Source organism: Symbiopectobacterium sp., from assembly GCF_051710365.1.
Classification (GTDB): Bacteria; Pseudomonadota; Gammaproteobacteria; order Enterobacterales; family Enterobacteriaceae; genus Symbiopectobacterium.
Window position 1 is genome coordinate 1 of sequence record NZ_JBPETA010000171.1, and the last position, 6,498, is coordinate 6,498.

General features: G+C 51.2%; 3 protein-coding genes and 5 pseudogenes. 5 read left to right on the forward strand and 3 right to left on the reverse strand.

Annotation, left to right across the window (positions count from 1 at the left end):
- Positions 1-148: 148 nt before the first annotated feature.
- From ACTBDZ_RS13735 to oppF, 4 pseudogenes are all read left to right on the forward strand, one after another.
- A pseudogene (locus ACTBDZ_RS13735) lies at positions 149-655 on the forward strand (ABC transporter substrate-binding protein); the annotation flags it as partial.
- 140 nt (positions 656-795) lie between these two features.
- Positions 796-1,092, forward strand: a pseudogene (gene oppB / locus ACTBDZ_RS13740) (oligopeptide transporter permease); the annotation flags it as partial.
- Positions 1,085-1,234, forward strand: a pseudogene (gene oppD / locus ACTBDZ_RS13745) (oligopeptide ABC transporter ATP-binding protein OppD); the annotation flags it as partial. The pseudogenes oppB and oppD, both read left to right, overlap by 8 nt.
- Positions 1,231-2,240 (forward strand): annotated as a pseudogene (oppF, locus tag ACTBDZ_RS13750) (murein tripeptide/oligopeptide ABC transporter ATP binding protein OppF). The pseudogenes oppD and oppF, both read left to right, overlap by 4 nt.
- Before the next feature lie 44 nt (positions 2,241-2,284).
- Here the strand turns inward: oppF and ACTBDZ_RS13755 are convergent.
- Together ACTBDZ_RS13755 and cls are read right to left on the reverse strand one after the other, a co-directional pair.
- The gene (locus tag ACTBDZ_RS13755; protein WP_438815739.1) at positions 2,285-2,608 is read right to left on the reverse strand and encodes an HI1450 family dsDNA-mimic protein; all 324 of its coding nucleotides are present in this window, start codon (positions 2,606-2,608) and stop codon (positions 2,285-2,287) included.
- A 94-nt stretch (positions 2,609-2,702) separates the two neighbouring features.
- Positions 2,703-4,163 (reverse strand): cardiolipin synthase, encoded by a 1,461-nt coding sequence (gene cls / locus ACTBDZ_RS13760; RefSeq protein ID WP_438815740.1) that lies wholly within the window; start codon positions 4,161-4,163, stop codon positions 2,703-2,705.
- A 203-nt stretch (positions 4,164-4,366) separates the two neighbouring features.
- Here cls and ACTBDZ_RS13765 point away from each other — a divergent pair, with 203 nt between their 5' ends.
- On the forward strand, positions 4,367-4,543 hold the full coding sequence (locus ACTBDZ_RS13765) for a YciY family protein (protein ID WP_196907077.1): 177 nt from the start codon (positions 4,367-4,369) through the stop codon (positions 4,541-4,543).
- A gap of 168 nt (positions 4,544-4,711) precedes the next feature.
- Here ACTBDZ_RS13765 and ACTBDZ_RS13770 read toward each other — a convergent pair.
- Positions 4,712-6,328: pseudogene (locus tag ACTBDZ_RS13770) on the reverse strand (methyl-accepting chemotaxis protein).
- Between the last annotated feature and the right edge of the window lie 170 nt (positions 6,329-6,498).

A 6,498-nucleotide genomic window follows, 5' to 3' on the forward strand; every position in this document is an offset into this window, starting at 1 on the left:
AGAGAACCGCGCTGCTTGAGGGCCTTGTTATAGGAGGGCCAGTTAGTGATTTTAAAATTTTGTTTTGCCATGGAGACCTGATTTTGAAACAACTATGGTGATCTGATCCGATGATTACCCAAACTTTTTATTTATTCAACAAAGCCGGTATACACCGGAAAAACCGCTGACGTTGACGCTGCTGTATAATACTTCCGACCTGCATAAGAAAATGGCGATTGCGGCCGCGTCGCTCTGGAAGCAAAATATTGGCGTGAACGTCGTGAACGTAAAATTGGAAAATCAGGAATGGAAGACGTTTCTCAGTACGCGCCATCAGGGCAATTTCGACCTGGCACGCGCCGGGTGGTGTGCGGATTATAATGAGCCGTCGTCATTTTTGAACAGCATGTTATCGGACAGTAGCTCAAATACGTCACATTACAAAAGCGCTGCGTTTGATGCGCTTATAGCGAAATCACTGCAAGTAGCCAATGAAGAAGAACGTGCGGCTGTTTATCAACAGGCTGAAACGCAATTGGACCGCGATGCGGTGACGATCCCGGTATTTTATTACGCCAATATCCGGTTGGTGAAACCGTTTGTTGGTGGTCTGACGGGAAATGATCCGCTCGACAATATTCATGTGAAAGATCTTTATATTTTGCAACATTAACTCCGTCCCTTAATGTGCATCGCTTCTCTCTTGCCGAAGAAATGATCGGTAGAGAGAAGGCGAGCACAGAAACAGGTGCAATGCCTTTATAGGTAGAACCATGCTGATATAGGTAGAACCATGCTGATATAGGTAGAACCATGCTGAAATTTATTCTGCGTCGCTGTCTGGAAGCGATACCGACGCTGTTTATATTGATTACGATCTCGTTCTTTATGATGCGGTTAGCACCGGGAAGTCCTTTTACCGGCGAACGTAATTTGCCCCCGGAAGTGATGGCAAATATTGAGGCAAAATACCATCTCAACGATCCGATATTGAAACAATATGGTAATTATCTGCTCCAATTGACGCAGGGGGATTTTGGTCCGTCCTTTAAATATAAGGACTACTCGGTTAACGATCTGGTGGCGAGTGCGTTTCCCGTTTCCTCTAAATCTGTTGCATTTACCGCAGGGATGTCCTTTCCTTCCACGGTGTCCCTACGCCATGGAACGCTGCCAGAAGGTGCCCGCATTGACCACGTTTGATGCGGGTCGGATGCGGGCCTGTTTTCGCGCGGTGGAGGAGGTGCTATGACGAATCAACAGGAGAAACGCGTCATCCTTGACGTGCGTGACCTCAGTGTGCACTTCGCCGTCAATGCGCGCAAAAAATGGTTTTGGCAACCCGCACAGTCGCTTAGAGCGGTAGATGGCGTCACATTTCGCCTCTATGAAGGCGAAACGCTGGGTATTGTCGGTGAATCGGGTTGCGGTAAATCCACCTTGGCGCGCGCCATTATATTGTATTGGTGAAAGCCACCAGCGGGCAAATTTGCTGGCTGGGGCAGGATTTGTGCCACATCCATCAGGAGGGATGGCGTCACGTTCGCAACGATATTCAAATGATTTTTCAAGACCCGCTAGCTTCGCTTAACCCGCGTATGACGGTGGGTGAGATCATCGCCGAGCCACTGCGTACTTATCGTGACGACCTGTCCCGGCAAGTGATCAACGATCGCGTCAAAAATATGATGCAGAAGGTAGGGTTACTGCCTAACCAGATTAACCGCTATCCTCACGAGTTTTCTGGCGGCCAGTGTCAGCGCATTGGTATTGCCCGGGCGTTGATTTTACGCACCAAGCTGATCATTTGTGATGAGCCCGTATCGGCGCTCGATGTGTCGATTCAGGCGCAGGTGGTGAATTTGCTGCGGCAATTGCAGAAGGAAATGCAACTGTCGCTGATTTTTATTGCGCACGATCTTTCGGTCGTTAAACACATCTCCGATCGCGTACTGGTGATGTATCTCGGTCACGCCGTGGAACTGGCAACCGATGACGCCTTGTTTGGCAATCTGTTACACCCTTACACCCAGGCGCTGATGTCGGCGGTGCCGATCCCCGATCCCGATAAAGAGCGCGGCAAACGGATACAGCTGTTGGAGGGAGAGTTGCCTTCACCGATTAACCCACCCGCCGGCTGCGTATTTTGCACCCGCTGTCCGATAGCCAGTGAAACCTGTGTCAAGACGCGCCCATTACTGGAAGGCAATTTTACCCATGCAGTCTCGTGCCTGAAAGTCGATCCGCTACAAGGCTGAGCATAAAAAAGGCCTGCATATCAGCAGGCTGTTAGGGAGAGGGGTTACTCACGCCACAAGATATGACACATCTTGTTGTCTTTTTCACGGCAAATCAAAATACGTGCGAACACGTCGTTGATCGGGTCGCCATCTTTTTCCGCCAAACCAATCACCACTTCTGCAAAAAAGTCGGGATTCAAATCGACATCGACATGTTCTTGCCAGTCCTCGGCGGGATCAAATAATTCTGCACCGCCGCGCTCCTCAAATGGAAGATTGAACAGGATGATATCCGCCGGGTCGAGGTTGTCAGACGCCAGTTCAAGAAAGATATTGTAAGCTTGCTCGAGCGTTTCATCTTCCGTAAGACGGTTGTTCAGGTCCATAAGGCATTTCCATAGATTCAGTAATGGCACTATTAGAACATGACGGCTCGTCTATTGACAGCGCAACGCACGGCGATTGTCGGGAACCTGAGCATCACAAAAATGGGCTGAAAAAGTAAAACAGGCGCTCGACAATACGCTGCCAGTAAGGACGTTGTTGCCACTTGCTTTCATCCATCAGGCGTGAGCGAGCGATGTAATCTTCCTGTACGCAGGCCAGATCGCTGCCGAAGCCATCATCGTCGATCACCAGCGTGATTTCAAAATTGAGCCACAGGCTGCGCATGTCCAGATTGACGGTGCCTACCAGACTGAGTTGCCCGTCGACCAACACGCTTTTGGTGTGCAGTAATCCATCTTGAAACTGATAGATTTTTACCCCTGCGGCAAACAATTCATTGAAAAACGCACGGCTGGCCCAGCCGACCAATACGGAGTCGTTTTTGTGCGGCAGGATAATGCTGACATCGATGCCGCGCTGTGCCGCCGTGCAGATGGCGTGCAGCAGATCGTCACTGGGGACGAAGTAGGGCGTGGTCATGATCAACTGATGTCGCGCGGAGTAGACGGCCGTCAGCAACGCTTGGTGGATCATGTCTTCGGGGTAGCCCGGACCTGATGCAATCACCTGCACGGTATGCCCGCGCTCCTGCTCGAACGGCATCAGGCCGACATCTGGCGGTGGCGGAAACAGGCGTTGACCCGTTTCCATTTCCCAGTCGCAGCAATAGATAATGCCCATGGTGGTGGTGATCGGACCTTCAATACGCGCCATTAAATCGACCCACTGGCCGACGCCTGCATCCTGTTTGAAAAAGCGTGGATCGACCATGTTCATGCTGCCGGTATAGGCAATCCGGTTATCAATCAGGACCACTTTGCGGTGCTGTCGCAAATCCATGCGACGCAGAAAAGCACGGAACAGGTTTACCTTGAGGGCTTCCTCTACCTCAATCCCAGCCTCGCGCATCTGTGAGGGATAGGTGCTGTGAAAGAAATCGACGCTGCCCGCAGAATCGAGCAAAATTCGACAGGTTACACCGCGCTGAGCCGCTTTTTTCAAGGCCGCAGTGACCTGCTCAACCAGTCCGCCGGGTTGCCAGATGTAAAACACCATCTCGATGTCGCTGCGTGCCAAGTCAATATCACGCACCAGCCCTTTGATGGTATCTTCGAAGGTGGTCAGCAACTGCAACTGGTTTCCTTTGATACCGCCGATGCCCTGACGGCGTTCGCACAGTTGGAACAGTGAGCGCGCCACTTCACTGTTTTCAGTGGCGAAAATCTGCCGATACTCGGCCAACTCCCGCAGCCATTTGGCCGTTGATGGCCACATGCGGCTGGCACGTTCGGCGCGTCGCTTACCCAGATGCAACTCACCAAACGAAAGGTAGGCGATGATACCGACCAGCGGCAGAATATAAATGACCAGCAACCAGGCCATTGCAGAAGGAACCGCACGGCGCTTCATTAAGACGCGAAGCGTAACGCCAGCGATCAGCAGCCAGTAACCCAGAACCAGTAGCCAACTCAACAGAGTGTAAAAAGTCGTCATAGCAGCGCACAGATCCCTTCGGCACACGATTGACATAAAGTGTACGCATAGTTTGCCAAAAGAGGAAATTCCTTTCGTCTGAATAGAATAGGAAGAAATTGCCGGTACAGAAACAGCAAAAAGAGCGCGGCGCTTGGATTGACCTGAGAACGCGCTATACTACCACGCCGCACCCCCTCCCGTTTTCGATAAAGAGTGTTGTCATGAGACGCAGCAGAAATGAAGTGATCCGGTGGCGCATGTTACGCCAGGTTCAGCGGCGCAGAGGCCGTTGGTTGGAAGCACAGTCACGCACTTATCGGCATATTCACTATGCCCGTTACCTGCAACAGAAACATCAGCGTCGTGCTCTGCTGTATGCGGTGGCCTACGAGTGGTAGTCGCCCATTGACTAGATAAACAGTCCAATCACCACTACTTCCACCGTCATTCCCGCGAAGGCGGGAATCTCTTGCTGAAGAAATGCGTTTATTCTCACAGAGATCCCCGGCTTTCGCCGAGAATGACAAGGGGTAAAGTGACGTTGTCAGCAGTCTGAACGGCCACTTTTAGTAACCGCTGTTTGTTGATGCTGATAGCGTGAAGAGCGTGACTGAAGCACGCAACTGCTCGGTCTGTGCCAGTAACGCGTTAAACGTATCAGCGCTGGCTTCTACCTGACTGACATTCTGTTTAACCGTGTCGTTCAGGGTTTGAATGCGATCGGTTACCGCCTGAATATGCTGGGTTTGCTGCGCGGAAATGTCGGCGATTTCATTGAGGAACGTGCCGGTGCCCTGTGCGGAATTGATGATATTTTGCAGGCTGTCGCTCAATTTTTTGACCAATTTGGCACCGGTCGCGACGCTGCTGTCTGAGTCGCGAATCAGCACATTAATGTGCTGCGCCGACTAGCTACTCTGCGCGGCCAGTGTGCCGACCTCGCGGGCAACCACCGCGAAACCACGTCCCAGTTCACCCGCTCGTGCTGCCTCAATGGCGGCATTCAATGAGAGAATGTGTGTTTGAAACGCCACGTTTTCGATCATCCCGATGGCATCCGTCATCTCTTTAGTGCGTCCGGTGATGTCGGACATTGCGGCATGCACGTCATTCATCATCAACTCACCGTGAGCGGCCATGGTGCTGGTGTTCAGGGCATGCTGGCTGGCCTGCTCGGTATGCTGGGTGTGCTGCGCCAGTTGCTCATTCAACTGAAGAATGTTGTCCGTGGTCGCTTTTAGCGCAGTGGCTTGAAGACGGGCTTGTGAAAACAGCGTCTGATTATCCACTGCGACGCGGTCAACGTGCTGCGTCATGCCTTCAATACCGTGGCGTACCTGGCTAACGAGGTCGGTCAACCCGGTTTGCATTTGTGTCATGCTGTGATTTAACACGGCGATCTCACGGGTACAACCGTTGTTCTCATCAAGTTGCTGTGAGAGGTCGCCGGACGCAATGCGTCCAAGGTGATGAATAATGTGATTGAGGGGGCGAATGATGATCCGGTTTACGATAGCCCACACGCCAAGCGAAACGGCCAGCAGCAGCCCGAGTACGATCATGAAGATGGTGTGGGTACGGTCGAGGGAAATCAGAAATTGTTCCCCATGCTGCTTCTGACGTGCGGAATTATTCGCCAGATAGTGTCCGTATTTCTGTGTGAAATCATTCTGATAAGCCTGAATCGGCACCATAAAAAAGATATCGATCTGATTGCTCTGTTTGATACCGTCAGCCAACTCAACCAACCCTTGATACAATTGTTGGTAGCTACGCAGTAACGCTTGACTGTCGCTGTCAGTGTCGTCAGGTTTTTCGATCTGTTGATAATAGTCCTGAGCCTGTTTGAGAGAGACTTGTGCCTCTTCCATCAGGCTATTCCAACTGCCTACGGAGCCGGTCTCTTTATCTACCATTAGATAGATGCCCGCCCGGTTTAACTTATCGCTGGCGTTCATCGCCGCCATACGCGCCTGATCCAAAAGCGCTTGTTGTTCACGTAAACGATCGTTGGCCGTGGTATCACGCTGTACCTGGCTCATGGTGTTAGAAATAATCGCGATCGACATCAGTTGCAGCAGCGAAAACAGACCGATAATCAGCAATAACCCCAAAAAAATGCTGGGTCGGAATCTGCGGAACAATGTCCCTTTTCCCTTCAGAAACGCGAATCGTGGTAGCATAAGTCCTGGCTCTCAATTAACAAGAGTCAGTACCATAGCATTGTTAAATCCGTCATTCCGCACCTGATTTTTCTTTTTTCGGGACTTGACGGTATTCTGAAGTTCTGAATTTATTACTGCTTTTTGCAGACCAATCAGCATGAGTACTCCCCACGTTACCATCCGTAACC